At 39.9% G+C, this 24537-nt stretch carries 24 protein-coding genes; 6 read left to right on the top strand and 18 right to left on the bottom strand.

Translation table 11 applies throughout. The features are described from left to right. Positions 1–13 precede the first annotated feature (13 nt). The 9 genes from QZL88_RS13950 to QZL88_RS13910 form a co-directional block, all read right to left on the bottom strand. Positions 14–931 carry an FkbM family methyltransferase gene (locus QZL88_RS13950; protein WP_296942023.1) on the bottom strand — a complete coding sequence of 306 codons (918 nt, stop codon included), beginning with the start codon at positions 929–931 and terminating at the stop codon, positions 14–16. A 144-nt stretch (positions 932–1075) separates the two neighbouring features. After that, a complete protein-coding gene (gene groL, locus QZL88_RS13945; RefSeq protein ID WP_296942020.1) occupies positions 1076–2710 on the bottom strand; it encodes a chaperonin GroEL in 1635 nt (544 codons plus the stop codon). A gap of 29 nt (positions 2711–2739) precedes the next feature. Then, the gene (locus tag QZL88_RS13940) at positions 2740–3009 is read right to left on the bottom strand and encodes a co-chaperone GroES (protein WP_296942018.1); all 270 of its coding nucleotides are present in this window, start codon (positions 3007–3009) and stop codon (positions 2740–2742) included. A gap of 396 nt (positions 3010–3405) precedes the next feature. Continuing rightward, complete coding sequence (locus tag QZL88_RS13935; protein WP_296942016.1) at positions 3406–4776, bottom strand: MFS transporter; 1371 nt, start codon at positions 4774–4776, stop codon at positions 3406–3408. A 92-nt stretch (positions 4777–4868) separates the two neighbouring features. Then, a complete protein-coding gene (locus tag QZL88_RS13930; protein WP_296942015.1) occupies positions 4869–6020 on the bottom strand; it encodes a HAMP domain-containing sensor histidine kinase in 1152 nt (383 codons plus the stop codon). Between the two features lie 58 nt (positions 6021–6078). Next, the gene (locus tag QZL88_RS13925) at positions 6079–6657 is read right to left on the bottom strand and encodes a Maf-like protein (protein WP_296942013.1); all 579 of its coding nucleotides are present in this window, start codon (positions 6655–6657) and stop codon (positions 6079–6081) included. Next, on the bottom strand, positions 6658–7122 hold the full coding sequence (locus QZL88_RS13920; protein WP_296942011.1) for a methylated-DNA--[protein]-cysteine S-methyltransferase: 465 nt from the start codon (positions 7120–7122) through the stop codon (positions 6658–6660). It lies immediately after the preceding gene. Next, positions 7070–8134, bottom strand: a complete 1065-nt coding sequence (locus tag QZL88_RS13915; RefSeq protein ID WP_296942009.1) for a GNAT family N-acetyltransferase — start codon at positions 8132–8134, stop codon at positions 7070–7072. The genes QZL88_RS13920 and QZL88_RS13915 overlap by 53 nt, the downstream gene beginning before the upstream one ends. A 6-nt stretch (positions 8135–8140) precedes the next feature. Then, positions 8141–8971, bottom strand: a complete 831-nt coding sequence (locus tag QZL88_RS13910) for a 1-acyl-sn-glycerol-3-phosphate acyltransferase (RefSeq protein WP_296942007.1) — start codon at positions 8969–8971, stop codon at positions 8141–8143. 147 nt (positions 8972–9118) lie between these two features. On the opposite strand from QZL88_RS13910, the gene trxA reads away from it, so the two are divergent. After that, complete coding sequence (trxA, locus tag QZL88_RS13905) at positions 9119–9556, top strand: thioredoxin (RefSeq protein ID WP_296942005.1); 438 nt, start codon at positions 9119–9121, stop codon at positions 9554–9556. Here trxA and QZL88_RS13900 read toward each other — a convergent pair. The 5 genes from QZL88_RS13900 to QZL88_RS13880 all read right to left on the bottom strand — a co-directional run bounded on the left by QZL88_RS13900 (position 9549) and on the right by QZL88_RS13880 (position 12866). Further along, positions 9549–10046 carry a CvpA family protein gene (locus QZL88_RS13900; RefSeq protein WP_296942003.1) on the bottom strand — a complete coding sequence of 166 codons (498 nt, stop codon included), beginning with the start codon at positions 10044–10046 and terminating at the stop codon, positions 9549–9551. The genes trxA and QZL88_RS13900 overlap by 8 nt on opposite strands. Positions 10047–10130: 84 nt before the next feature. After that, complete coding sequence (rpmH, locus tag QZL88_RS13895; RefSeq protein ID WP_081852563.1) at positions 10131–10283, bottom strand: 50S ribosomal protein L34; 153 nt, start codon at positions 10281–10283, stop codon at positions 10131–10133. A gap of 83 nt (positions 10284–10366) precedes the next feature. Further along, positions 10367–10867: a dihydrofolate reductase gene (locus tag QZL88_RS13890; RefSeq protein WP_296941999.1), complete on the bottom strand. Its 501-nt coding sequence runs from the start codon at positions 10865–10867 to the stop codon at positions 10367–10369. A gap of 3 nt (positions 10868–10870) precedes the next feature. Further along, positions 10871–11332, bottom strand: coding sequence for a hypothetical protein (locus tag QZL88_RS13885; protein WP_006801192.1), 462 nt, complete (start codon positions 11330–11332; stop codon positions 10871–10873). Between the two features lie 85 nt (positions 11333–11417). Further along, complete coding sequence (locus QZL88_RS13880) at positions 11418–12866, bottom strand: HD domain-containing protein (RefSeq protein ID WP_296941996.1); 1449 nt, start codon at positions 12864–12866, stop codon at positions 11418–11420. Between the two features lie 382 nt (positions 12867–13248). Here QZL88_RS13880 and QZL88_RS13875 point away from each other — a divergent pair, with 382 nt between their 5' ends. Both QZL88_RS13875 and QZL88_RS13870 read left to right on the top strand, forming a co-directional pair. Beyond that, positions 13249–14094 carry a hypothetical protein gene (locus QZL88_RS13875; protein WP_296941994.1) on the top strand — a complete coding sequence of 282 codons (846 nt, stop codon included), beginning with the start codon at positions 13249–13251 and terminating at the stop codon, positions 14092–14094. An 8-nt stretch (positions 14095–14102) separates the two neighbouring features. After that, on the top strand, positions 14103–14885 hold the full coding sequence (locus QZL88_RS13870; RefSeq protein WP_296941992.1) for an NUDIX domain-containing protein: 783 nt from the start codon (positions 14103–14105) through the stop codon (positions 14883–14885). A gap of 84 nt (positions 14886–14969) precedes the next feature. On the opposite strand, the gene QZL88_RS13865 is transcribed toward QZL88_RS13870, so the two are convergent. Both QZL88_RS13865 and QZL88_RS13860 read right to left on the bottom strand, forming a co-directional pair. Beyond that, positions 14970–15683, bottom strand: a complete 714-nt coding sequence (locus QZL88_RS13865) for a hypothetical protein (protein ID WP_296941990.1) — start codon at positions 15681–15683, stop codon at positions 14970–14972. A 92-nt stretch (positions 15684–15775) separates the two neighbouring features. Beyond that, positions 15776–17053 (bottom strand): M64 family metallopeptidase, encoded by a 1278-nt coding sequence (locus tag QZL88_RS13860; RefSeq protein ID WP_296941988.1) that lies wholly within the window; start codon positions 17051–17053, stop codon positions 15776–15778. Positions 17054–17243: 190 nt separating this feature from the next. Between QZL88_RS13860 and QZL88_RS13855 the strand changes: the two genes are divergently transcribed. From QZL88_RS13855 to QZL88_RS13845, 3 genes are all read left to right on the top strand, one after another. Beyond that, complete coding sequence (locus QZL88_RS13855; protein WP_296941986.1) at positions 17244–19991, top strand: putative LPS assembly protein LptD; 2748 nt, start codon at positions 17244–17246, stop codon at positions 19989–19991. 70 nt (positions 19992–20061) lie between these two features. Further along, positions 20062–22722, top strand: coding sequence for a transglutaminase domain-containing protein (locus QZL88_RS13850; RefSeq protein WP_296941984.1), 2661 nt, complete (start codon positions 20062–20064; stop codon positions 22720–22722). A gap of 195 nt (positions 22723–22917) precedes the next feature. After that, on the top strand, positions 22918–23892 hold the full coding sequence (locus tag QZL88_RS13845) for a helix-turn-helix domain-containing protein (RefSeq protein WP_296941982.1): 975 nt from the start codon (positions 22918–22920) through the stop codon (positions 23890–23892). A gap of 69 nt (positions 23893–23961) precedes the next feature. Here QZL88_RS13845 and QZL88_RS13840 read toward each other — a convergent pair whose 3' ends face one another. Further along, on the bottom strand, positions 23962–24180 hold the full coding sequence (locus QZL88_RS13840) for a (4Fe-4S)-binding protein (protein ID WP_296941980.1): 219 nt from the start codon (positions 24178–24180) through the stop codon (positions 23962–23964). 47 nt (positions 24181–24227) lie between these two features. Then, positions 24228–24524, bottom strand: a complete 297-nt coding sequence (locus QZL88_RS13835; RefSeq protein ID WP_296941977.1) for a GNAT family N-acetyltransferase — start codon at positions 24522–24524, stop codon at positions 24228–24230. Positions 24525–24537 lie beyond the last annotated feature (13 nt).

The following is a 24537-nucleotide window of genomic DNA, read 5'->3' as shown; positions in this document are numbered from 1 at the left end:
CTTTTGCGAATAACTATTTACAGCAACGAATCATTGCTTTCCTGAAAAAAGGAGGAGCAATATCAGGATCGTGTACGAAGAACATATATCCGTTTGTCGTCTGAATCCTGTAGTGCAAGTTTTCCATCAGCGATGACAATTCAGTATAGTCTATTTGTTTATGATAAGTGCATATAACCGCTCTTGTATGATATTTATCTGATGTCAGGATACTCTGCGCGCCTGCTAAAGCCTTCTTTTCTACACCTTCTACATCCAGTTTAAGAAATATTGAATCAGAACCAAAGGTTCCGGCTAAGGAATCTAGTGTTATGGTTTCTTCACTATCTTCATCAGATACATATCTGTTTATTATCCTTACCTTTTCTTTCCACGGCTCGAATGTCTTCTTCAGAGCCTCTATCCATCGCTCTTCGACTTCAAACAAGATTATACTACGAACCTTATTTACAATCGATAAAGAGAAGATGCCTTCGGCTGCGCCTACATCAAGGACAACATCATCAGGGCCAACCTGAAAATCATCGGACAGATAACAATGAGGGGATAAAGGATCCTGCTCTATCAAAAGATTCCTGTGAATCTTCTGTATTTCCTTATCACTTAGTTCAATCGGGTAATAAAGCCTGTAGCCTAGATATTCCACATACTTCAGGGTAGTCTCATCATCTGTATATACAACGACATCCCTGAAATCATACTTTTCTGCATATGAATACGGGAATATGGTTGTACCTTCCTTCTTTATATATTGTATGGCAGATCTAAGCTCAGGGTCTTCTACCTTCCGGGCCTTATAATACCTGAGCATATCGCGACGTAGCGACCAGCAAGGATTGTCATCATACAACTCCTTATCCAGCTTTCGTTTTCGTCTTATTTTCTTGTAGTAGTATAAATCAGTAATAGAAGCTAGCCTCTTAAATACCATGAGTTTTTCAGGTTTAGTATACAAAGATAAAAAGATTATAGATATTCTTCAGTTATATTGGCATTTACTCCGAATTATTAATATAAAAAGCGGATAATTTTTTAAATTACCCGCCTTTACTCATAATATGTTAGATTGGATTGATTACATCATTCCCCCCATTCCTCCGCCACCCATTGGAGGCATTGGCATTGGGTTTTCTTCTTTCTTATCAGCTATGATACATTCTGTAGTAAGGAACATACCTGCAATAGAAGCTGCATTTTCAAGAGCAACTCGAGCCACTTTGGCTGGGTCGATTACCCCTGATGCATTCAGGTTCTCATATTTGTCGGCACGTGCATTGTAACCATAGTCACCTTTACCTTCACGTATCTTCTGAACTACCACAGCACCTTCTTTACCGCTGTTAGCAACAATCTGACGAAGTGGCTCTTCAATAGCGCGTTTCACGATTTCGATACCTGTAGTTTCATCTTCATTTTCGCCTTTCATATTTTCAAGAGCGTCAATCGCACGGATGTAAGCTACACCACCTCCCGGTACTGTACCTTCTTCGATAGCGGCACGAGTCGCAGAAAGAGCATCGTCAACACGGTCTTTCTTTTCTTTCATCTCCACTTCGGAAGGTGCACCAACATAAAGAACCGCTACACCACCTGCCAATTTAGCAAGACGCTCCTGTAGTTTTTCTTTATCATAATCAGATGTTGTTTTCTCCATCTGTGAACGGATTTGACCTACACGAGCAGAAATTGCTTCTTTTGCTCCGGCACCGTTTACGATAGTTGTAGTATCCTTGTTGATAGTAATTTTGTCTGCAGTACCAAGCATATCGATAGTAGCAGCTTCCAGAGAAAGACCTCTTTCTTCTGTGATTACTGTACCACCTGTAAGGATAGCGATATCTTCCAGCATTTCTTTGCGACGGTCACCGAATCCCGGAGCTTTCACTGCTGCGATTTTCAAGCCTGCGCGAAGACGGTTTACTACCAATGTAGTCAAAGCTTCAGAATCGATATCTTCTGCGATGATAAGTAGTGAACGTCCCGATTTAAGAGCAGCTTCAAGTATTGGAAGAATATCTTTCAATACAGAGATCTTCTTATCGTGGATCAGGATATACGGATTTTCAAGGTCAGCTTCCATTTTCTCCGTATCAGTTACAAAGTAAGGAGAAATATAACCTCTGTCGAATTGCATACCTTCTACTACGTCAACGTAAGTATCAGTTCCCTTTGCTTCTTCAACAGTGATAACACCTTCTTTTTTCACCTTGCCCATAGCTTCAGCAATCAGTTTACCGATAGTTTCATCGCCGTTTGCAGAAATTTTAGCTACGTTTTCTATTTTTTGCAAGTCATCGCCTACTGTTACCGATTGCGCTTTGATATTCTCTACAACTTTAGCAACAGCTTTGTCGATACCACGTTTCAGGTCCATCGGATTGGCTCCTGCTGTAACGTTTTTAAGACCTACGCTAACAATTGACTGAGCCAATACTGTAGCTGTAGTTGTTCCGTCTCCGGCATCGTCGTTTGTTTTAGAAGCTACTTCTTTTACAAGTTGTGCTCCCATGTTTTGGAACGGATCTTCCAATTCTATTTCTTTAGCTACGGTCACACCATCTTTTGTGATGTGAGGAGCTCCGAATTTTTTATCAAGAATAACATTGCGACCTTTAGGCCCAAGTGTTACTTTTACAGCATTAGCCAATGCATCAACACCTTTCTTTAGCTCGTCGCGAGCATCTATATTAAATTTGATTTCTTTTGCCATGACTTTGTTATGTTATTAAATTGTTCGTATTAAATAATTGCAAGAATATCAGACTGACGCATGATCAGATAAACTTCGCCATCCAGTTCTATTTCTGTTCCGGCATATTTACCATAAAGCACATTGTCTTTCGGTTTTACAACCATATCTTCGTCCTTTGTTCCATTTCCTACGGCAATTACTTCGCCTTTAAGCGGTTTTTCTTTTGCAGTATCAGGAATAATGATACCTCCCACACTTTTTTCTTCTGCAGCGGCCGGTTTTACAAGCACTCTGTCTGCTAATGGTTTAATACTCATGATTCTTTAAGATTTTAAATTGTTATATATTAAATTTTAAATATTTTCTGATTAGAGATAAGCGAAATGCGTGCCAAAGTATATTTCTGTCAAAAAAGCAGAATAAGGAATGTGTGAAAACTGACAAGTAGTCATTTGCTGTTAGCAGTAAACATAAATACGGCTCTTTCAACTTACTACTTGTTAAAAAGTGACAAAGGTAACATATGTCAGTAAACAGTTAGCAGTTAACAATTAGAAGCCCTTTACACCTATTACTCAATACTTACTACTTCGAAAAGGTAACAAAGGTTACACTGTTTCACTTATTTGCTAAATACTAATTATTTTTTTTCAAAGAACAATAAGCTAACAGCTATTAGCCGTTAGCTTACATATAGATAAAGTAATTTATTATTATTCAGTCTCCGGATTCAGTTCCTTTTTGTCCATATTCTTTACTACCCGCCCATATATGACAAGTGCGATGGCAGAAATCAGACCTATCCCGACAAAGACATACCATATATAATGTGCGTTTACTGTCGCAGCAGCATATTCTACCTGCGATGTAAATGTCTTAGGATCCGGACAATATTTCTCTAATAAGAACCCGGACAACCCGAAAGCAAAAAGGTACGAAAAGAATGAGTGTAAGTGGCTGAAGCCTAAGTAAAGGCCTTCTTCTCCTTTTGGAGACTGCAACGAAAAATATTCAAGGAAGCGGGGTGAAATAAAACACTCTGCTAATGCCTGCATGGCAATACCCACTATCATCATAAATGCAACAGGGTGCAATCCCATCACATAATCAGTCCCAATCTGGTTGCCAAACGACATAACCAATGCCGAGAACGGTATAATCAGCATCCCTATAGTCATGGACGTGAGTGCAGTACGCCTTTTCATAAATGAGGTGACAAAATTGACACATACAAATACCACCAACGGATTCACATTGGCATACCAACCCGGGGAAGCACCTTCACCGATCATACGGATCACATACTTAGGCATAGTCGCATACATCTGGCTCTGAATCATCCAGAAACCACTAATGATAATTATCAGTGCTATAAGACGTCCATTCTGACAAACTTTCCACAGAGCTTTTCCTATTTCGGCAAAACTTTTCCCTTTGCCTTCGGTCTTTACCGATTTATAGAAAAAGAAAACTGCTATCAAAGCCAGAAAAGTCATTGATGCAGAAAAGAAATTTAGGTACACAAGCCCTTCGTCACCCATGCTTCTGCGTAGCGGATCAACAACGGTTTTGCCTGTAAATGCCCCGATATTTACCATCATATAAAAGATAGCATATCCGCGCGCACGGTTTTCCGATGTAGTCTCACGCGCTACCGTACCCGATATAACAGCTTTTATAAATGCTCCGCCTATAACGATAAGTACCAGAATGGGAGCAATGCTCCAGCGCAAATAACTTGTTTCAAGGCCGGTAAAAGTGGCTGTCATCCCGTAACTCACCAGTCCCGCGCTCTCCAACAGAGTAGGCAAAAGTCCCAGGCCTCCATAACCGACTGTTAACAAAGCAAATGCTAGTATAATGGATGAACGGAAGCCTATTTTATCTGCATATGCTCCTGCAAAAGTGGGAAGGAAGTATAGCATTGCTGAAAATATACCCGAAATGATACCAGCTTCGATATCAGAGAAACCCCAAACATTGGATAAATAAAGGGTAATTACAATAAATACGGCATAATACGCCAGCCGTTCGAGTAGTTCGACGGAATTGGCAACCCAAAAGGCCCTTGAAAATTTAGTCATTAGATTTGATCGAATTGTTAAAATTTAAACGAATAGTCACAAAAATAAGAAAATAATCCTGTTTATAAAGGTTATATGCTTTACGGAATATGTTAATTAGACCTTTTTAACTCAATACAAAAAGTAGTACCGACACCTATCTCCGATGATTTCACATAAATTTTTCCTCTATGGTACGATTCTATTATACGCTTCGCCAAAGACAGCCCAAGGCCCCATCCTCTTTTTTTTGTGGTAAATCCCGGACTGAAGATCGTTTTGAATTTTGATTTTGGAATACCTTTACCGGTATCCCGTATATCCAGGCTTATTATTTTACCTTTATCGGACAAGGTGTAAATGATCTCACCCTGACCTTCCATCGCATCCACCGCGTTTTTTGTCAGATTCTCTATCACCCAGCTTAATAAAGGCTCACTTACGTTTGCATAAAGGGGCGTAGCAGATAAACGGAGTTCAAAAATGACTTTTTTCGAAATTCGCTTTTCAAGATAGGTTATAGATTGAGTTACGATCTCATTTATATCCTTTCGTTCCAAAGATGGTGCAGAACCTATTTTCGAGAACCTGTCCGTTATCATTTGCAGGCGGTTCACATCTTTTTCCATATCCAGTAAGATGGATTGATCGGCATTTTTTAATTTGAGATACTCCAACCACGCCAACAACGATGATATCGGCGTTCCTAACTGATGTGCCGTTTCTTTCGACAACCCTACCCAAAGGCGGTCTTGTTCCATTCGCATTGTGGTAAACAATGCAAAAAAGGCAGTTATCATAAATATAATCAGTACACTCACCTGAACATACGGATATAATTGCAACCTCTTCAGGGTGTAGGAATCGTCGTAATATACATATTGGTCAAAATCCTCAACTTCGATAACAATAGGTTTGTGCCTTTTTTCAAAAGCCCGGGACTGTTGTTTTAGAAACTCCTGCTCGCCGGTCTCAGGAAGTTCTATATTTGTGGAAGTATAGTAATTGTCTTTTTTGTCGTATAAAATGACAGGGATAGTCGTGTTGCTTTTCAGAATCTGTATTACCAGATTCATATTCAGGTTTTCATTGTTGCTGGCCATCTCTTTGGTAGCTTCAGCCCAGATTTCTATCTTGTTGCGTTCTTCTTTCGACAGGTCTTTTACCAGATAATGAGAGACAATAAGCGACCCGAAAGCTATTATTATAGCTGCTATAATAAGGATATACCGCAATAAGAGCTTATTGTTCTCAAATATTTTCATGCAATAAAGATAATTGTTTTATTCTTTAACGCATTTTCGAAGGGAATAATATTGATTATCAGATTTTCTTCAGTTCCTGATACAAGCGCTGTATGGGTAATCCCATGATATTGAAATAAGACCCCGATATATATTCCACAGCGATATAACCGATCCATTCCTGCACACCATATGCCCCGGCTTTATCCAAGGGCTTATATTTAGTCACATAGTATTCTATTTCATCCTCTTCGAGCTGTGCAAATCTCACTTCGGATGAAACACCGAATGCTCTCCGTTTCTCTTTTGTAGTTATGCAAACACCTGTTACCACCGAATGCGTCTGACCGGAAAGATCGCGGAGCATCCGCTTGGCATCTTCTTCATCAAGAGGTTTGCCATATACATTTCCATCGAGGAGAACGATTGTGTCAGCTGTTATCAGAAGCGTGTCATTATCCAGAAAGGTCCTATATGCCTCGGCTTTTTCTTTAGCTATATATATCGCAATATCTTCACCCTGTAGATGATCGGGATACGATTCGTCGATATCGGGAAGCGTTTTTATTTCGTAAGCAATATCCAATCCTGAAAGAAGTTCCTTTCTGCGGGGAGAGTTGGATGCAAGTATGATCTTATATTTTGATAGGTCGAGCATTCAGAATATTTTTTTTTGACGGCTTTCCAGTTCCAATAATTTCTTTTTCACTTCAAGGCCGTAGGCATATCCGCCCAGCTTTCCCCCTTCATTCACCACACGGTGGCAAGGAACGATTATGGCTATATTGTTTTTTCCATTGGCAGAGCCGACAGCCCGGCACCCTTTCGGAGAGCCTATACTTATTGCTTCTTGTTTGTAGGAGACGGTTTCTCCATACGGAATCGTATTCAGGTAGTCCCAGGCTTTTTCTTGAAAAGAAGTCCCTTCCTGAGCCAAAGGCAAGTCGAAGGTTTTCCGTTCACCGGCAAAGTATTCTTTCAGCTGCCTTATAGCTTCATCTAGAACCGAAACTAAAGTCTCGTCTGTTTGTACTATCTCAGAGACAATCCGCAGAGCAGAAATAAAGCCGTTAGTCTCTTCTATTTCTATTACTCCGACGGGAGATTGTAAAAAAGCCTTCATTTTTTTTCTTCGGTTTATCTTCGTATTTCGACCAGCTCCAATTTATCATCTGGCGCAGGCGTTTAAGGAAACGTTTCGACGGTTTGTCTCGCAAATATGATTCTATATGGCGTTTCTTCTTTTCTTCCAGTATTTCATCCACATTGATAAGTATGCCCGTTTCCTCCACGTTACCAAAAGTATCGTTTACGGCCGTACCGAACACTTTCATCTGGGGCGAAAGGCTCATATAAGCATTTACAAGTGGCGGAATATTAAGTCCTAGCCTACGGACAGACGTATTTAAGATTTTATAATCAGCCTTAAATGTATCTTCATCGAATAAACGTATAAGTTTCTTTTCATCCGTCTCTATCCGAAGTGCCTGTTTCGGCCAAACTAACTTGTCCGGATCAGGGAAATATTTCCCCAGAAAATAAAGGATCATGTCGCGGGCTTGCGTGTTGTAGGTATCGTACATGGTGACTTTTCCGAAAAAATACTTCATAGACGGGTCAGCCACAGACAGTGCCCCCAATCCGTCCCAAAGATTATCGAGTGCGAATATACCTTTCGAACCTGCAAGAGTGGATTGATATTCCAAAGTGACGAACGAACGGCCGAGTTCGAACGTATAAGGCAGATATTCTTTTATAAACTTTTTGGAGAAATGGAACAGATGGGAGGTAGCCAGAACCGGCTCGCCATTATCATCGAAACAAATATCCGGTCCGCAGATAAAACGGTATCCTCCTATTATTTCTTCCGCCTCGGGATTCCAGACTATTAGCTGCTTATAAGGATTGTCCATTGTATCATACTCGTCAATATCGGTAGACAAACCCGTCCCTCCTCCGTAATAACGGAATGCAATCTCACGCAAGCGGCCTATTTCCAGCATCACGTTAGGTGAATTGTGATGTGTGATTATATAAATCTCATTATTCGCCTTATTGGTATGCCTCAGAAGTTTGTCCTTCGTCAATTCGGCTTTTAAGAGACTTTTATCTATTGGTGAGATGATTTTTTCCATCTAATATTATCTGTTTGATTTCGCTAATCTATATGCTTTGTCTTTTACATATCCGGCCCATTGCGAAGCGCTTTTCGAATTATCGAAAGTCGAATACGGAATTGGCTCGCCAAATGTAATAGAAAAACTTGTATTTTTATTCTTAAACATTTCGTCGGGTAAAAGTATCAATTCCACATTGAACTTTAGCCCTAATCGCTTTCTTATATTTGCAAATCTATAAAAGAAATTTGAATTTTTCCCATCAAAATATACAGGAACAACATCTCTCCCGGATTCAACAGCCTTGAGTATAAAATTCTTTTGCCACGGTAAATCGTATATCTGTCCCTTTTCCTTTCGGGAGCAAAGGCCTGCGGGAAAAGTGATGATCTGATCATCGGAGTCATAAGCTTCATTCAATGTAAGGGTTGCCTGTTTCGACTGCCTTCCGTATTTATTAACCGGGAGAAAAATAGGTTGCAGGTTCCGGATGAAATACAATACATCATTTACCACATACTTTATCTTCTTATCGTACTTTTCTCCGATAACTGCTGACAGACAAATGCCATCAAGCCCTCCAAGCGGATGATTGGATGCGAATATAAAGCGTCCGTCTTTCGGGATATTCTCCAGACCGTTCACCTCCAACGTAAGATTGAAATAGCCGACCACAGCCTGCATAAAATCGACACCTTCCTTATCTGCATATATCCTGAGTATTTCATTTAACTCATCGATATGAATCTTGCGCTTCAGATAATTTATAACAAAGCGTGGTATTTTATTATAAATCTTCGGCGCTTTTTCTTCCAGTACTTTATCCAAATCCAGTATAAGTGGTTCTTGAGCCATTTCTGAAAAATCATATGAATCACAAAATTAATTGATTTTGAGTTATTATTACTTCAAAAAATCAATAAATAGTCATAACTGATATGTTTTAATTGATTTTACCTATTATATTTGTGTTCTTATTACAAAATATATAATAATAGAATAATGAAAAACAGAATATTATTTTCTATCCTCAGCATCGCATTACTAGGCATATTCACCCTGACAAGTATCGATGTATCGGGAGAAACTAAGGATGAACCGAAAGGTAAATCGCCTATCGTAACATTGTCCGCATCAAATTATGAAAGCGAGACAGCCAAGGGCCTCGTCTTTGTAGACTTCTGGGCAGCATGGTGTGGCCCTTGCCGCCGCATGGCTCCAATCTTGGATGAAATCGCTACGGAATACAAGGATTCTGTTAAGATAGGCAAGGTAAATGTAGATAATTACAAGAAATTCTCGATAGACAAGGGTATACAGGCATTGCCTACCATAGTCGTTTACAAAGATGGAAAAGAAGTAGACCGCATCATGGGATTGGTGTCTAAAGATAAACTGGTCGAAGTAATCAAGGAATACTCCGCAAAGAAAGCTAACTGATCCAGTCGAAACGCAGGTACGGGATCACAGTCTTTGCTATTTCAGTTACAAGAGGGTAGGTATGGGATTTCTCACGCACATCCTCTTTTATTATTCGCTTATGTTGGTCAAACTCGGCCACAAGATTCAGGACAATGCTGAATACCACAATCCACTTTGCGGCACAAAACAAGGCTCCTGCTAACCTGTTCAATATAGTCATTTTTAGTGCATCCACGAAAGACTCCAACAGCTTCCCGGCAAAGAATAATGCAACCAATATCGCTATGAATGCTACAATATATGAAAGAGGGCCAATGATATGAGGCGACCCGTCGCTCAGATTAATAAGCCAGGGGGCGATGTATTCCGATAGTTTTCCGGCAAAGATAGCTCCCAATATAATCCCTGCAAGAGAAGCGATTTGCATCACCAATCCCGAAAAGAATCCTTTTATCAGTGTTACTAATACGAGAATTACAACTACCAGATCGAACCAATTCAACTCCATAACTATTATCCTATAAACAACAAAAGTAAGAATTAGTATTAATTCTTACTTTGTTTGCCTGAGCAAAATATCTTTTTACAAATATTATTTGCTGTATTCGTCTGAAACTGAAAGTTTAGCTCTACCTTTGGCTCTACGGGCTGCAAGCACTCTACGTCCGTTTGCTGTAGCCATTCTTGAGCGAAAACCATGTTTGTTTTTTCTCTTTCTGTTTGATGGTTGAAAAGTTCTTTTCATCGCTATATATATTTTCTGTTATTATTTCTTTGTTCAGTTTCGGGTTGCAAAAATAGGATGTTTATTTAATATAAGCAAGTATATTAACGTTTTATTTTCTCGAAAGTTATAAAACTATATGCATATTTATGTTTCTCATCCATAGGATGATCTTCTCTCGATACTTCTCCCCACACTTCAGGGTCAACTTGGGGAAAGAAAGTATCAGCATCTTTGAACCGGTGATGGATGCGGGTCAGATATAATTTGTCTGCAACATCGATAACTTCCCTATATACAGAACCGCCGCCGATAAAGAATATTTCAGACTCGTCTTTACATAGTGCAACAGCTTCTTCGACAGAAGAACACATCTCGCACCTGTCGAAATGCAATTCTTTATTTCTGCTAATAACGATGTTCCGTCTGTTGGGTAAAGCTCCTTTAGGCAACGACTCAAATGTTTTCCGCCCCATTATCACAGGGTGGCCATCCGTTATTTTTTTGAAATACTTCAGATCGTTAGGCAGATGGCAAAGGAGATTGTTATCCTTACCTATTGCATTCTCTTCATCCGTTGCTACTATAATAGATTTTACTGTCATATTTTATTTTTTCTTCTTAAATCCGACAGGGATCTTCAATGTATCCGAGTCGTACATATTAATATATAAGATAACTTCTTTCTCCAAGCCTTTGTGCGCAACCTGATACATATCAAGAAGTCCGCCATCATCCAACAATCCGTTTTTTGTTTTGAACCCACAACAGCTCCCCAGTCTTGTATAGGTGATCGGCTCTCCGTCCGGTCCCATCAGCGCATTCAGAAACCGCCTTTCGTTTCTGGCGCCACTAAGGACACCCCCTCCCACCATTATCGGATTCTCCTGAGTGTATCCGTATGTGGCATCATCGCTGTAAACGTCGACCACGAAAGTTTCATTATTCAAGAGTTTTTGCTCTACATTAGGGCTACCGTAAGTACCCCAGCCTTTCTTAGCCGATTGTTTCGAAGAACTACATCCTGTCAGGATAATTAAAGCCAAAACGATAAAAAATCTAGTTTTCATAATGTTGTTTCTTTTAGATTCAGGTAATTTGCTTTTCTTAATAAGAGGCAAATTAGTAAATAAATCCACAACAAACTACGAAATTTTATTTCTCCTTCGGTTTTAACCCCATCTTTTTAGCTTTTGCTACCAGATATTCATAAGCGGCATCATATTCATTTGATATGACCCCATCCAGAATAGCGTCTTTTACAGATGACTTCAACCGCCCCACTTCCACACCCGGAGCAAGCCCGAATATCTCCATAATTTCCTCGCCTCCGATCGGCGGCTGAAAATTACGTACATGGTCTTTCTCTTCTATATCCTTTAATTTATGGCGTACCAGTTCAAAGTTTCGTAAATAACGGCGTACCTTTTCCGGATTTTTAGATGTTATATCAGCTTCGCACAACGTCATCAGATCTTCGATATCATCTCCCGCCTCAAACAATAAGCGGCGCACAGCCGAGTCGGTTATATCCTCATCCACAAGCACCTGTGGACGCATATGCAATGTCACCATCTTTTGCACATATTTCATTTTCTCATTCAGGGGAAGTTTCATCCTGCGGAATATTCCGGGAATCATCTTTTCCCCTATAAAATTATGATTATGGAAAGTCCATCCCAGCTTTTTATCAAAACGTTTGGTTGCAGGCTTGGCTATATCATGCAGAATGGCAGACCAGCGCAACCACAGGTCGTTGGTTTTCTTCGAGATATTGTCCAGAACGACCAAAGTGTGATAAAAATTATCCTTATGCCCTACCCCTTCTTTAGTCTCAGCTCCTTTGAGTGCGACTAATTCCGGAAATATAATAGCTAACAGACCTGTCTGGTCGAGTTGTAGAAATCCGACAGATGGTTTGGGGGACAGTACGATCTTATTTAATTCATCAATGATGCGTTCACCCGATATTATGCCAATGCGGTCTTTATTACGGGTGATGGCATCGAATGTTCCCGGCTCGATATCGAAGCCCAGCTGTGAAGAAAAACGGATTGCCCTCATCATCCGCAACGGATCGTCACTGAATGTAATATCCGGATCGAGTGGGGTACGGATAATCAGGTCTTCCATATCCTTTAGCCCGTTGAACGGATCGAGCAACTCTCCGAACCTGTCTTTGTTGAGGCAAACGGCTAAAGCATTTATAGTAAAATCGCGGCGATTCTGATCGTCCTCCAGCGTCCCGTCTTCTACAATCGGCTTACGGGAATCCCTTTGATAAGACTCGCGGCGTGCCCCTACAAATTCTATTTCGGTATCCTTATATTTAAACTGTGCTGTCCCGAAGTTTTTGAATACAGAGAGATGAGCTTTTTTACCTAGCGTTCTGGCCACAGCCTGAGCCAGTTCGATCCCTTTGCCTACTGTAACAATATCAATATCCTTTGACGCACGGTGCAAGAATATATCACGGACGTATCCTCCAATAGCATAACACTCCAATTGCATATCATCTGCAACCTGAGAAATTATTTCAAATATTTTCCCGGAGAACTTTTTTTTCAACTCACGTTGTATTTCTTTATTGTTGAGGTTTATCATTTCAATTTTACTACATAGCCCTCTTTAGTAAACGATGCGATCTATTTAAGTAATAAATCTTTTCAATCGTTCTGATTTCGAGAGGTTAGAAAGTGCAAAGATAATAAATTCTACTAATCAATTATCATTCGACAATCCTGTCTCAATAAGAATTATCAAACAAGAATAATACGTCTGTGGACGATAAATTTCACCCAACTAGAAACATCTTTTTCTTTTTCCTGTTAAAAGTATATGCCGAAAGATATTTTTGTCTATTTTTAATATCGAAAAGTTAAATTATTTGAGAATAATTCTGTTAAAATCAAAATAATTTGTAATTTGGTACACAATTAAAGAAGATTACCCAGAATACTTTCTCTCTAAAACAGAGCAACATCCTATGCAAAAAATTTTAAGAAATACAATGGTGTTTCTCTTTATCTTCTTGTTTGCTTGCGGAGCAAAAGATGATGGAGCCAAACTGCGCTTAGACTCAGCCCGTCGTTTCTATGCCAACAAAGAGTACACATTGGCTAAACAGGAAATAGACAGCGTGAAAATACTGTATCCTAAAGCATTTGACCAGATACGGGCCAGCCTGGCTTTTCTCGACACGGTAAGAAGGGCAGAGAACGAACAGATAATCACCCAATGCGATTCACTCATTGCCATGCATGAACCTACATTGGATAAAATAAAAACCCTTTTTTCATTTCAACGCAACAAAGAATATCAGGAAACAGGAGTATTTATTCCTAAAGAAAGCCTTACCGGTGGAGTTATTACCGGCACAATGCTACGTTCGGGAGTAGGGGAGGATGGCGTATTATACATAGAAAGCGTTTTTGTAGGGTCAAAACAAAAACATAATCGTATAAAAATATCTGCAAAAGACGGCTCCTTTGCTCAATCGTTGGCGGTGACCGATGATGGGCTAAACTACAGGTTTTCCAATATGGGAAAAGAGTATGAGATTATCCGCTTTGCGGGAACCAGCGAAAATGGCGTAGCCGGATTTATATTCACAAATTCAAACAATCCCCTGACTGCCACACTCGAGGGACAGGGAAAATATACATATACCTTATCGCAAACTACGAAGTCCGCAATTTCTAAATCTTTTCAGTTATCAACAATGATGTTACAACTCGACAGCCTGAAAACAGCTAAAGAGAAAGCAGAGTATCATATTTATTATCTCGATAATAAAAAGGACAAGGAAAACCCGGACAATGTCATCAAATGAAAAAACTTATGGAAAAAGAAAAGCCACCTTTCGAGACCCTGGATCAAGGATCGGGTATATTCATACCGAATGTATCCGTCGATTGTATCATACTGGGTTTTGATTCGGGACGTCTTAAAGTATTGTTATGCAAATTTAAAGTCAGTGAGAAATGGATGCTTCCCGGGGGCTTTGTAGCAAAAGACGAGGATCCCGATGAATCTGCTTTACGGGTACTAAAGGGCCGTACCGGACTTGAAGATGTGTATCTTAAACAATTTTATTTCTTTGGAAAAAAAGGGCGCATAGGTGTAGAGGAAAATGCCGATATACTTAAGCGGTTTAATATTCAGGAAGACAAAGGCCAATGGTATCTCGACCGCTTTATAAGTCTGGGATATTATTCCCTTATCAAATATAACGAAGCTCAATTATTTGCTAACGAAGAGTATGAAGAGGCCGGATGGTTCGACATCAATGAAATACCGCCTCTATATGCAGATCATAAAGAAATTATCGATACAGCTATTTCTACTATACGTAGACAAATCGGATTTATACCAATGGGTTACGAATTGCTACCTGAAAAATTCACTATGCCCGAACTGAGATGTATATACGAAGCCATTCTGGGACGGGAGATAGACAGACGTAATTTTCAGCGCAAAATGTTGTCGATCGGCTATATCCAGCCTTTGAATGAAACAAGAAAAGCGGGTGCTCATAAATCCCCCAATTTATACATGTTTATAAAAGAGAAGTACGAAGAGGCCGAAAAATACGGTATACAGGTGATGAGTAATAATTTCTAAATAGACCAAGGAAGTATTAAATACAAAAAGCGCAGAAATATCAACTTCTGCGCTTTTTGTATATCTCGGTAATTTTCTTTCCTCTTATTTTGCTCCTCCGGCTTTCATCAGATTAGCTTCTTCAATATATTTATCAGCTTCCATTGCAACTGGTGAATTCATATATTGATTTTTGATTGTAGTAAATGTTTCAACCACTTTGTCGTAGTTGCCTTGGTTGCGGTATATAAGGCCCGCCTTCTTATATAAGATCGGACTTTGTGAAGGATTGTCAACACCTTTAGCTGCTTTCACATAATAAGAAACAGCATCATTTTCTTTTCCGGTGTTGCTAAGGCAGTCTCCGATAGTTCCATTTACTAATTGAGACAATACTTTGTCACTTCCGCTAAATCCTTTCAAATGATCCAAAGCTTTATCATACTGGCCCAAGTTAGCATAACAGATACCGGCATATAATTTTGCAAGATTTCCGGCATTGGTAGCCCCATAGTCGCTAATGATAGATTCAAAACCTACATATCCGTTTGCATCACCATAGATGGCAAGGGAATCCTGTCCGTTTCTGTAATATTGCTCCCCTTTGAACAAAGCAACCTGTGCTTCTACATTCTTTGGCCCGAGATAGAAATGCCGGAATGCCAGATATCCACTGACAACTACCACAACAATACCGATTCCGATCAATATCTGTTTCTGATATTTTTCGATAAAATTTTCAGATCTATGAACGGCACTGTCGATTTTCTCCCAGTCCTTTTCTTCCCGTATTTCAGCTTGTTTCTTTTTAGAAGACATTGTATTATTAGTTATATATTTTAATATTCAGAATTAGCAGCGACAAAAATAGCGGTTTTATCCTTATAAATAAAATCCTGACTGTATTTTTTTTACTCAGTATAGAATTTTACGAGTTGCAGTATAGCTCTTTGACATACAGGACAGAAGTCTTTGCATGTATTTGTCTTCATCCGGCAATCGATAACAGGGCGATATATACCTTTTGCCGAATAACCTGCACCTTCGAACACTCCTATATTATATTTATCTGCAAGATCAGCATTTGTGGGCACCGGAGTCTGAGGCTCAAGCATATCCTGCCACTTTACGGTAAAGTCGACCAAGGTGGTAATATTGGGTTCCCATGGCTCTACAGAATGCAGGTATGTATTGTCCAACACATCGCTGTCATAAAAATATTCATCGGCCAATCCGGCAAAGCTATGCCCGAATTCATGGACTACAACAGGCTTAAAGGCAGCATGGCCGGTGGTAGTCAATGTGTATGCATTAAATATCCCTCCACCTCCGTACACATCTGTATTTGCTAATATAATAATATGTGCATATGGTATTCCGGCAATAGCATCATGTATGTCTTTTACATGAGATGTCGTCAGATACCGGTCGGAATAGAATGTGTCGAAATGGGAACTGAAAGCTGTCCTACTCCAGTTGTTTTCGCGCGGCACACTCACACCGGAGTCCTCGGAAATCGTTTCCACCGCATAAAAATTGAACTTATCTTTCAGCTCATTGAACGGGCTATGACTGAATATTTGTTCACAAGTTATCTGCGCATGCTCTCTGAACTTTGCCATCTCAGAAGCTGTATATCCTTCAGCCAAAATAACTACATTCACACATTTATTAACCGAATCGCCCCTATGTATGACTGTATAGGCCGGAATATTCTTCAGTCCTTTTTTCTTTATCAGAATATCATCCGGATTTACATCGTGCCTGATCGCAGTCTTGTATACACCAAACTTATCTCTCAGTTTTATCTCCACTGATATCTTCCCTTTAGGATAAGGTATAAGAAATGAATTCTCGAAACTCTTCCTAACCTCCTTAGCCTCAGGCGTAGTCTGCCATTCTGAAAACAAAGTACTGAAAGCATCGGTATAGATACATGTTCCGGTTTTTACATCTGTCACCCATATTTGTCCATTACCTTTACGAAGAAGCTGCGACAAGTTATGTCTGCGCCCTGCCCAATGAGGCAACTGATTCAACTGGTCGAGAGCGACAACCTGAGATTCATCATTTCCGGAAAAAATATAATCGATACGCAAAGCTTTATCGACAAAATAATCTTCAAAGTTCTGAGCCTGTGATTCTGCTATTGAGAAGAAGAGTGCAAGGGCAAGTAAAAAATATTTCATAGAAAGATTCGTTTAATAAGGAACAAAGATAGAAAATATATACATAAATATCCGGACTCCGGGCAATAAGATTGATCGTGAATATTCAGTCTGAATACAAAAATTTATACTTTTTTTGTTTTTTCGTATTCTGCTTTCATGTTTAATTGATTAGCTTTGCATCCGAATATATAAGCATGAGGTTTTGTAGATGAGAAAAGTTCGCATCTTAGCATACATTTTTCTATGTATATTGTTCTCTGTGCCTTTCTGGGGTGCACAATATGCCTATACTAAGCATCGTGCTATAAATTTAATATATAGCAACGACACCCTGCCCCGTGTGAAGGGAGATTCCCTCCCGAAGAATGATTCCCTGAAACTCCACAACGACTCTTTACTACAAGACTCTACTGCACAAAAAAAGAATGCGTTGGATGCCGTAGTAGACTATACAGCCAATGACTCTGTGGTACTTATGGCCAGCAATTGGGGCTATTTATATGGCTCTGCGGAAGTAAAATATACCGAAATAACACTAAAAGGCGAGAAATTATCCATGAATATGGATAGTAGTCTGGTTTATGCCTCATACGGTCTGGATTCGGTAGGGAACGAATTCGGCTACCCCATCTTTTCCGATGGAGGGACGGATTATGAGTCGAAAGATATGAAGTATAATTTCAAAACAAAAAAGGCATATATCACCAATGTCGTTACCACTCAGGGGGAAGGTTATGTAATAGCGGGAAGAGCTAAGAAGCAGGAGGACAACTCTTTCTTTATGCTCGATGGTAAATATACAACCTGCGACGACCACGAACACCCGCATTTCTATCTGGCACTGACAAAAGCAAAGGTAAAACCGAAAAAGAATGTAGTAACAGGGCCTGCGTATCTCGTTATCGAAGGATTACCCTTACCTCTGGGACTTCCTTTCGGATTCTTTCCATTTTCCGATAAATATTCATCGGGAGTCATCATGCCGTCTTACGGAGACGAGATGGACAGAGGATTCAACCTGCACGACGGAGGATATTACTTCGCCATTAATGACAATATAGACCTTGCCCTCACGGGTGATATTTATACAAAAGGTTCGTGGGCGCTCAAGGCCCGTTCATCATACCGTAAACGTTATAAGTATTCCGGCTCGTTCGACTTCAATTACCTGTATAACAAATACGGGGAAAAGGATGTAGACCAATCGATAAGTAAAGACCTCGCCATCAACTGGACCCACTCGCAAGACCCTAAAGCGAATATGTTCCGGACACTCTCTGCAAGTGTGAATTTTGCGACAAGCTCTTATAATAACAACAGCCTTGACAACCGGTATACCCGCCAAGGTACAAGTAACACGAAAGGTTCGAGCGTCAATCTGACTCAAAAAATACCAAATTCGGCGTGGAGTATATCTGCCTCTATGAATGTGGCACAGCGTAGCCAAGACTCGTCCATCTCCATGACTTTGCCGAACCTGACCGTAACTATGAGCCGTGTAGCGCCATTCAAAAGAAAGGAAGCGGCCGGAGCAGAGCGCTGGTATGAGAAGATACAACTAAGTTATACCGGAGATTTCAGAAACAGTATCGATACAAAAGAAAACCTGTTATTTAAATCCAGCTTAAAAAAGGATTGGAAAAATGCAATGAAACATTCCATTCCGGTCTCTGCTACATTCAGCGCTTTCAATTATCTGAATATCACGCCATCTATAAATTATACGGAACGTTGGTATACCAGTAAGATACAAAAACAATGGAATCCTGAGACAAACACGCATATGAGTATGCGGGGCGATACGACATATTCATTCAAGCGTGTCTATGATTTCAATGCCGCATTGAGTTTCCAAACTAAATTATATGGTGAATATATACCTGTTTTTTCCAAAACAACACGAATCCGCCATGTATTCACTCCCAGTATCAGTCTAAGTTATGCCCCCGACTTCAGTGACCCTATGTTTGGATTCTACGAAAGATATAAATATATCGATTCGAAAGGGCAACAAATGGAATATGTATATTCTCCTTATTCGCAGGGTATGTTTGGTACAGCTCCGATGGGTGCTTCAGGAATGGTTTCATTCAACTTTGAGAATAACCTGGAAATGAAAGTCGCGTCCGAAAAAGATTCGACCGGATACAAAAAGATAAGCCTGATAGACAATCTAAGCATCAATTTTAGCAATAATATGATGGCCGACTCCCTCAAATGGAGCGACATTGCTGTAAATGCCCGTTTCAAATTCAGTAAATCATTTGTAGTAAATATAGGTGCCGCTTTTGACCCGTATATGTATGGATTGGACCAATATGGCAGTCCTACAAAGGTTGACAAGCTGCGTATCAGCCACGGTAAGGGTATAGGACGACTGAAAAGTACGGGATATTCCATATCTCCATCCATTAATCAGGACACCTTTAAAAAGCTGTTTGGTAAAGATATAGAGAAAGAAGGCGGTAAAAAGGAAGGCAGCCAGACGGATACAGACAGCCCTGAAGGTGAAGCCGGAGAACAGAAAAAAGGCAGCCTGCTGGAAAAAAAGAAAGATGATAACCAATACGATGAAGACGGTTATATAAAAAATGAAATTAAATGGAACCTGGCCTTCAACTTCTCCATGAATTATAATTACGGGGATTTTGATTATGACAAGATGGAATATAAAGGGCGGATAACCAAAAACTTCGGATTAAGCGGAAGCATACAACCTACAAAAAACTGGAATTTCAATTTCAACACCAGTTACGACTTCGATGCTAAAAAAATCGCATATATGAGCTGTAACCTTACCCGCAACCTCCATTGCTGGTCAATTACCGCCAGCTTTAACCCTGTAGGCGCCTATAAATCATATTATGTATCATTACGGGCAAGCTCGTCCCTATTGCAGGATTTGAAATATGAGCAAAGAGGCCGTTCGTCCAGTTACGATCCTAACTGGGATTAATCCGGTCTATCGTCTGTCAACTATTTTTGCTGACGGGTGTTTAATTTAAAACCTTAATTTATTAATAGACATGAAAAGAATAAGCTTCTACTCTATTATCCTATCTTCTATATTGATTTTTATCAGTGCATGTAGTGAGTCGAATCCTCATTTTCTGAAAGACGAAAAGTACAGAAAAGAAGTGCACGAGCAATTCCTTAAACGAAAAGAACTGGCTGCCGGCCGTAGCGAGCAACTATTCTCTGTACTAGATAAACCTGATTTGCCTGTAGAGAAACGAGAAGCATTGGAATTCCTGTATGCTTATATGCCGCTTTCCGACCTAGCCGACTATGACGGCGATTTTTTCCTCGGACAAGTAGATGCTGCATTCAATGCCCGTGACTATTTTGATTGGGGAAAGAAAATACCTGATGATATTTTCCGTCATTTCGTACTGGTTTACCGGGTAAACAATGAGAACCTAGACTCCGCCCGCCAGGTCTTTTTCGAAGAATTAAAAGACCGGGTGAAGAACCTGACAATGGAGCAAGCAGTACTCGAAGTCAATCACTGGTGCCACGAGAAAGTAACATACAGGGGAACGGACGGACGGACATCCTCTCCTTTAGCCTTAGCCAAAACATCCTGGGGCCGCTGCGGAGAAGAATCCACATTTACTACAGCAGCCTTACGAGCCGTAGGTATTCCTGCACGTCAATGCTATACTCCGCGTTGGGTACACACCGATGATAACCACGCTTGGGTCGAAGCATGGGTAGACGGGAAATGGCACTATATCGGCGCCTGTGAACCCGAACCCGAACTCGATGTGGCATGGTTTTCCGCACCTGCAAAGCGGGCAATGATGGTACATACCAATGTCTTCGGGTTATATAATGGCCCTGAAGAAAAAAATGTACAAACCGATCTGTATTCCGTGATTAATCTATTAGGCAATTATACTGCTACCCGTGATATAAAAGTAAAGGTGGTGGACGAAGCAGGCAAACCTGTAGCCGGAGCAACTGTGAACTTTAATGTATATAATTATGCCGAATTTTACCCTATTGCAACAGGTATTACAAAAGAGGACGGTAGTACATCTATTGTTTCGGGTATGGGAGATATACTTGTGTGGGCAAATAAACATGATATATACGGCTATGCAAAATCGACTCCAGGTGACGGGGAATTAACAGTCACCCTAAAAGAAAAACAAGGCGGGGAATTCGAAGAGTCCATCATTATGGAAGCACCTGCCGAACAATCAGTAAAAGAATTATCTACTGAAAAGATTGCCGGGAATGCGAAACGTCTTGCTCATGAAGATTCTATCCGTAATGGGTATATGAATACATTTATAAATGAGGCTGACGCTCGTAAATTTGCCGGAGAGAATAACCTGAATGCTGACAAAACATGGGAGTATTTATCTAAATCGCAAGGGAACTGGCAGGAGATATCCGTATTCCTTAAATCTCAAAACGGCAACGGATACTTATACCCATTCATCGAATCATTAAAAGACAAAGACCTGCGTGACACTCCCACCGGATATTTATCTGATCACCTGATCGTCAATGGCTCCTGGCCGGGAGGAATACCTGACTTCCATAAGCGTTATGCACAATATATATTATCACCACGCATCAGCCTGGAACTAATCCGTCCGTGGCGCGGCTATTTCAAAAAAGTGCTGACGGAGGATTTTGTTAACAAATCGCGCTCAGATATACAGACTGTGGTCGATTTTGTCCGCACCAATATAAAAGTGGATAATGAACAAAACTACTTCAAATGCCCTGTATCGCCTCAAGGAGTTTACGAGCTAAAGGTTTCCGATAAACATTCGAGGGATATATTCTTTGTTGCCCTATGCCGTTCAATGGATATACTGACCCGTATAGACCCGGCTACCAGCCGTCCCCAATATCTCAAGGCAGAGGATAATTTGTGGACAGATGTATTTTTTGAAGAACTAGCCGCGGAAAAGCCAAAAGCGACTATAACATTTACTAGTGCAAAGGATAATATCGTAAAACCGGGATACTATACGCATTTTACAATCGCCCGTTTCGACAATGGGAATTTTGTCACACTCGACTATGAGAATGAGATAAAGAGCCTGCCTGCAAAAATATCCGTTGACGAGGGTTATTACCGTATAATGACAGGCAGCAGGGGAAATGATGGATCTGTAACCATCGACACACGCTACATAGAAGTGAAAGGTAAGGAGTCCAGAGCCATAGAAATCAAACTGCCTAAGGTGGAAGGACGTATTCAGGTACAAGGGATCGTAGACCCGAATACTATAGTCACATTGAATGACGGTAGCAAAAAAACATTGAAAGAGCTGACCAACAAAAAAGGTCTGGTTATCTGCTTTGCCGATCCTGACAAAGAGCCGACCAAGCATATCCTTCAGGATCTGCCTGCCGTACAACAAGCTATTGAGGACTGGAACGGCGGATTATTATTTGCAGTACCCGACGATAAACTGAGTAAAGCATTTGATGCCTCTGTATTTAAGGGCTTGCCAAAACAATCGTTGTGGATGACTGATAACAAACGCGTATTGCTTAATGCTGTTGCAGGAGCTTTGCAGATAGATTTCTCGAACAATTTCCCTCTGACTGTTTATTTGTCTACAAACGGAGGCATATTATATTCGTCTCAGGGGTATCGTATAGGTATTGGAGAGAATATAATTAAAACAATAGAAGAAGAAAAAGCAACGAAAAAATAATCTCCCGAAACAAAGAGTAAACCGGATAAAGAGTGTTACCGTAATAGTCATCAGAACAGATGCTATTACGGTAAATTCGGATATAATAGCCATGAACAAAGGTATATTCTTAATTATTACAAATAAAGTATATCTAAATCCAAATATTAAACATTTTCCTTTTTCGTAAGTTTATTTATTGTAAATGATCATGATATGAAAGAGAGTTTAAATCAAAAGGTAGTATCTGCTATATATGAGTCTCTGCCTGAAAAAGAGAGAATCATTCCATTTTTATGCGATCTTCTCGACCTAAGCCGGGAATCAGCCTATCGCAGGGTAAGAAACAGCATACCTTTTACCTTCGAAGAAGTAGCTGCAATATCAATAAAACTAGGAATATCTGCCGACGACATAATAGGACAGCATAACAATAAACGGGCTTTTTTCGATCTGTATTTAAATGGTACATCCGACCCAATCGAATCTTATGGAAAGTTACTGCAAAACATGGCAGACATCAGTCAAAAATTGCGCAAAGCCAATGAATCCGAGATGATAGCTTCGAGCAGCAGAATTCCTTTTGCCTTTAGCATGCAATATGAAAACATCAGAAAGTTCCGCTATTTCAAATGGATTCACCAGACTCACGAGGTACCCATTAATTTCTATTTGTCCGATTTGACTTTTCCTTCACAACTGGAAACCTTATACAAAAACTACATGTATAATTACATGAGAGTAAATAATATTAAATTTATTCTGGATAAAAATACATTTCTCCCTACCACAGAAGAAGTACTTTATTATCATAAAAGAAAGTTAATTAATGACAATGAATTTTTAGCAATACAGAAAGAACTGTTGCTGGTGGTGGATGGCATAGAACAATTGTTACAAACCGGAGTAAATGAAGCCGGATCAAACATCTATATATATTTATCAGCGTTACCAATAGAATCTAATTGTGCTTATCTGGAATACGATGGCACTACCTGTGCCCGCTATTGGTCGTACACTTTCAATCCAATAGTAGTTTTCAATAAAGAGGCTTGCACATTACAAAAAAAATGGCTTGAATCCCTGCTTAAGTATTCGACATTGATTACAAAGTCTAACGAATATCTTCAGGCAGAGTTTCTCAATGCACAAAGAAAATTTATAACAGATATGACAGAATCCGAGGTTTAACAATATCGCTTAAAAATAAAAGGTGTGGTTCGTTTAAAAGCCACACCCTTTATCTAATGTCAACATTATTCAGCCTTTATTCAATCGGTAGCTTAATGCACCCGAAGGACATTTGTCTATCTGAGCTATCAATTGTTCTGTAGTCGCATTGCCCGGTTTCACCCAAGGCCTGTCTTTAGGGTTATATACTTTAGGCAGCATTTTTACACAAACACCTGCATGCTGGCAAAGCTCAGGTTGCCATACAATGGTAAGTTCACCATTGGTGTATTCAATTTTCTTTTCCATGTTTTTAGTTTTGTATATTTAGTCGATCTTATTATTTCCTGTATATATTATACGTTGATCCCTTTCATAACAATACGTCTCCAGTCCTGATGTTTTTTTATATATCCTGCCACAAAAGGACAAAGAGGGATCAGGCGCAACCCGCTCTTTTCTATATCTGTAAGTACTTTTTCTACTAGCTGGCTACCTATACCCTGTCCTTCGAGAGCTACAGGAACTTCTGTATGGGTCAGGTATATTTCCCCGTTATTTGTTTTTATGTATTCTATCTTAGCAAGATATTTTCCTACATGAAACTCATATTGATTCTCATCTGTATTGTTGATTAATTCGTAATTTTCCATTGCTGAATAAGTT

Source organism: uncultured Dysgonomonas sp. (assembly GCF_900079725.1).
GTDB lineage: Bacteria > Bacteroidota > Bacteroidia > Bacteroidales > Dysgonomonadaceae > Dysgonomonas.
The sequence above is the reverse complement of the archived record's forward strand: the minus strand, read 5'-3'. Positions and strand labels throughout refer to the sequence as shown.

Coding starts and splice junctions, on each gene's coding strand:
- QZL88_RS13835 (WP_296941977.1), bottom strand. CDS start 24,524: ATGGAAAATTACGAATTAATCAACAATACAGATGAGAATCAATATGAG.
- rpmH (WP_081852563.1), bottom strand. CDS start 10,283: ATGAAAAGAACTTTTCAACCATCAAACAGAAAGAGAAAAAACAAACAT.
- QZL88_RS13885 (WP_006801192.1), bottom strand. CDS start 11,332: ATGAAAACTAGATTTTTTATCGTTTTGGCTTTAATTATCCTGACAGGA.
- QZL88_RS13910 (WP_296942007.1), bottom strand. CDS start 8,971: ATGGCTCAAGAACCACTTATACTGGATTTGGATAAAGTACTGGAAGAA.
- QZL88_RS13935 (WP_296942016.1), bottom strand. CDS start 4,776: ATGACTAAATTTTCAAGGGCCTTTTGGGTTGCCAATTCCGTCGAACTA.
- groL (WP_296942020.1), bottom strand. CDS start 2,710: ATGGCAAAAGAAATCAAATTTAATATAGATGCTCGCGACGAGCTAAAG.
- QZL88_RS13870 (WP_296941992.1), top strand. CDS start 14,103: ATGGAAAAAGAAAAGCCACCTTTCGAGACCCTGGATCAAGGATCGGGT.
- QZL88_RS13930 (WP_296942015.1), bottom strand. CDS start 6,020: ATGAAAATATTTGAGAACAATAAGCTCTTATTGCGGTATATCCTTATT.
- QZL88_RS13840 (WP_296941980.1), bottom strand. CDS start 24,180: ATGGAAAAGAAAATTGAATACACCAATGGTGAACTTACCATTGTATGG.
- QZL88_RS13920 (WP_296942011.1), bottom strand. CDS start 7,122: ATGAAGGCTTTTTTACAATCTCCCGTCGGAGTAATAGAAATAGAAGAG.
- QZL88_RS13925 (WP_296942013.1), bottom strand. CDS start 6,657: ATGCTCGACCTATCAAAATATAAGATCATACTTGCATCCAACTCTCCC.
- trxA (WP_296942005.1), top strand. CDS start 9,119: ATGAAAAACAGAATATTATTTTCTATCCTCAGCATCGCATTACTAGGC.
- QZL88_RS13890 (WP_296941999.1), bottom strand. CDS start 10,867: ATGACAGTAAAATCTATTATAGTAGCAACGGATGAAGAGAATGCAATA.
- QZL88_RS13865 (WP_296941990.1), bottom strand. CDS start 15,683: ATGTCTTCTAAAAAGAAACAAGCTGAAATACGGGAAGAAAAGGACTGG.
- QZL88_RS13940 (WP_296942018.1), bottom strand. CDS start 3,009: ATGAGTATTAAACCATTAGCAGACAGAGTGCTTGTAAAACCGGCCGCT.
- QZL88_RS13875 (WP_296941994.1), top strand. CDS start 13,249: ATGCAAAAAATTTTAAGAAATACAATGGTGTTTCTCTTTATCTTCTTG.
- QZL88_RS13915 (WP_296942009.1), bottom strand. CDS start 8,134: ATGGAAAAAATCATCTCACCAATAGATAAAAGTCTCTTAAAAGCCGAA.
- QZL88_RS13950 (WP_296942023.1), bottom strand. CDS start 931: ATGGTATTTAAGAGGCTAGCTTCTATTACTGATTTATACTACTACAAG.
- QZL88_RS13855 (WP_296941986.1), top strand. CDS start 17,244: ATGAGAAAAGTTCGCATCTTAGCATACATTTTTCTATGTATATTGTTC.
- QZL88_RS13850 (WP_296941984.1), top strand. CDS start 20,062: ATGAAAAGAATAAGCTTCTACTCTATTATCCTATCTTCTATATTGATT.
- QZL88_RS13900 (WP_296942003.1), bottom strand. CDS start 10,046: ATGGAGTTGAATTGGTTCGATCTGGTAGTTGTAATTCTCGTATTAGTA.
- QZL88_RS13880 (WP_296941996.1), bottom strand. CDS start 12,866: ATGATAAACCTCAACAATAAAGAAATACAACGTGAGTTGAAAAAAAAG.
- QZL88_RS13860 (WP_296941988.1), bottom strand. CDS start 17,053: ATGAAATATTTTTTACTTGCCCTTGCACTCTTCTTCTCAATAGCAGAA.
- QZL88_RS13845 (WP_296941982.1), top strand. CDS start 22,918: ATGAAAGAGAGTTTAAATCAAAAGGTAGTATCTGCTATATATGAGTCT.